The sequence below is a fragment of the Ralstonia psammae genome (assembly GCF_958405935.1).
Taxonomy (GTDB): domain Bacteria; phylum Pseudomonadota; class Gammaproteobacteria; order Burkholderiales; family Burkholderiaceae; genus Ralstonia; species Ralstonia psammae.
In genome coordinates, this window is record NZ_CATZBU010000040.1 from 1 (window position 1) to 2,573 (window position 2,573).

Consider the following 2,573-nt stretch of genomic DNA (forward strand, 5'->3'; position numbering starts at 1 on the left):
GTAAGCATCTGATATGTACCGTCGCCCCGCCTTGAGGAACTGATGCGATGATCGTCTGCGACGGACACGGACGACCGACTGTGTCCACAACAGCGGAGAATGGACACGGTGCCTCAGACAGTCGAGTTATCCACCAAGCGTCAGAACCGGCGGCATCCGATGGAATGGAAACGCTCGGTGGTCGAGCAGACGTTCGAACCCGGTGCTTCGGTCGCTCGGGTCGCCCGCGAGAACAACATCAACGCCAACCAGTTGTGGGGCTGGCGCAAGCTATACGCTCAGGGACTGTTGATCGAAGCAGCGCAAACAGATGCCATGTTGCCCGTCGTTGTTAATGTGCAGCCTGATCAATCTGCAGTCGATGTGCCGGTGTCGATGGAAGCGCCAGTGCCCGCGGCGACTACAAATGGCAGCATTCAACTTCAGCACGGCAACACGTCGGTCCGGATAGAAGGCGCGCCCGACTCGACGATACTGCGCCTGGTTCTCGAGCGAATTCTCCGATGATCGGCCTGCCTGCAAATACACGGATCTGGATCGCTGCCGGTATCACTGATATGCGCTCCGGCTTCAATTCGCTTGCGGCGAAGGTACAGACGGTGCTTGAGAAGGATCCATATGGCGGCCACGTTTTTATCTTCAGGGGCAAACGCGGCGATCTTCTAAAGGCTTTGTATTGGAGCGATGGCGGCCTATGCCTGCTCGCGAAACGGCTTGAGACGGGGCGTTTCGCTTGGCCCAGGGCCGAAGGCGGTGCGGTGGCATTGACTACGGCGCAGCTCTCGCTCTTGCTCGAGGGATTCGATTGGCGACAGCCTATCGAAGCTGCGCGGCCGCGCAGCGCCTTATAAATTGCTGCGTACACGCACTCCATCGGTAGGCTCCTATCGGGCAGACTGTCGTCATGGAACTGCGTGCGAGCTCTCTGCCCAACGACATCGAGGCCTTGAAGGCAATGGTGCTCGCGCGTGAGGCAATGGTGCAAGAGCGCGATGCCCAGGTGCACAAGCACAAGGCACAACTTGCTGCGCTGGAGAAGCGCCTGAGTTCGCGCGAACAAGAGATCGAGCACCTCAAGCTACTGATCGCCAAGCTGCGCCGTATGCAGTTCGGCCGCAAGTCGGAGAAGCTGCAGCACCAGATCGAGCAGCTCGAGCTGCGCCTGGAAGACCTGCAGGCCGATGAAGGCGCAGCGGCGGCTGCCACGGAGTTCAAGCAAGCACGTGAGCCACGCGAACCCAAGCGCCGCAAGCCGCTGCCAGAGCACCTGGAGCGCGAGGAGCGGGTCCACCAGCCAGCCGAGGATGCTTGCCCGGACTGTGGTGGCACGCTCAGGCCGCTGGGTGAGGACGTGTCCGAACAGCTCGAATACGTGCGCGCGCACTTCCGCGTCATCCGCCACCACCGCCCCAAGCTGGCCTGCTCGTGCTGCGACTGCATCGTGCAGGCAGCGGCGCCGAGCCGACCGATCGACCGGGGCCTGCCTGGCCCCGGACTGCTCGCCCACATCGCCACCTCCAAGTTCGCGTACCACCTCCCGCTGTACCGGCAGGCCGTGATGTTCGCGCGCGAGGGCGTGGAGATCGATCCTGGCACGATGGGCCACTGGATGGGTAGCCTGACCTGGCTATTCACCCCACTGATTGACGCAATGCGCCGCTACACGCTGGGTGGCTCCAAGGTGCATGCTGACGATACACCGCTGCCTGTCCTGGAGCCCGGCCGCGGCACCACCAAGACCGGTCGCCTCTGGGTCTATGTGCGTGACGACAGGTCCAGCGGCTCGGCCGATGCGCCGGCGGTCTGGTTCGTCTACACACCAGATCGTCGTGGCGAACACCCACAGCGGCACTTGGTGAACTTTACCGGCGTGCTGCAAGCCGACGCGTTTGCAGGCTATGCCGAGTTGTACCGCGGTGGTTGCGTCCGCGAAGCGGCCTGCATGGCGCACGCGAGACGCAAGGTCCACGATCTGCATGCCGTGCGGCCCTCGGCCATTACCCAGGAAGCCCTGGAACGCTTCAGTGCACTCTACCGGATCGAAGAGTCGATCCGCGGCAAACCACCTGATGAGCGTCTGCGCGTACGGCAGGCGCAAGCCGTGCCGCTGCTCGATGACATGTTGCGGTGGTTCGAGTTGATCCTGCCCACGCTGTCTGCGAAGTCCGACACCACCAAGGCGATTCAGTACGCACTCAATCGCTGGTCGGCGCTCGTCTATTACAGCAGCGATGGCCAGGCCGAGATCGACAACCTGATCGCCGAGCGTGCCTTGCGAGGGGTGGCTCTTGGTCGCCGCAACTATCTGTTCGCCGGCGCGGACAGCGGCGGCGAGCGCGCCGCCGCCATGTACACACTCATCGGCACGGCTCGCCTGAACGGTCTCGATCCCGAGGCCTACCTGCACTACGTCATCGAGCGCATTGCCGACCATCCGGTGAGCCGCATCGACGAACTACTACCCTGGAACGTGGCCGAGCACCTGCCAGCGTCCGCCAAGGTCGATCCTATCCGGTAACGCTTCCCGCCGCGATCGTCAACACCATCACCTACGGTACCGGTCGGGTGCTTAC

The 2,573-nt window shown here is 62.8% G+C and carries 3 protein-coding genes; all 3 read left to right on the forward strand.

Features of this window, described 5'->3' with window-relative positions; genetic code table 11:
• Positions 1–159: 159 nt before the first annotated feature.
• The 3 genes from tnpA to tnpC are packed head-to-tail and all read left to right on the forward strand — an operon-like array spanning position 160 to position 2,518.
• The gene (gene tnpA / locus R2N16_RS25315) at positions 160–507 is read left to right on the forward strand and encodes an IS66-like element accessory protein TnpA (protein WP_428984177.1); all 348 of its coding nucleotides are present in this window, start codon (positions 160–162) and stop codon (positions 505–507) included.
• Positions 504–851 (forward strand): IS66 family insertion sequence element accessory protein TnpB, encoded by a 348-nt coding sequence (tnpB, locus tag R2N16_RS25320; RefSeq protein WP_316669780.1) that lies wholly within the window; start codon positions 504–506, stop codon positions 849–851. Before tnpA ends, tnpB begins: the two co-directional genes overlap by 4 nt.
• Positions 852–904: 53 nt before the next feature.
• On the forward strand, positions 905–2,518 hold the full coding sequence (gene tnpC, locus R2N16_RS25325) for an IS66 family transposase (protein ID WP_316669781.1): 1,614 nt from the start codon (positions 905–907) through the stop codon (positions 2,516–2,518).
• The last annotated feature ends 55 nt before the right edge of the window (positions 2,519–2,573 follow it).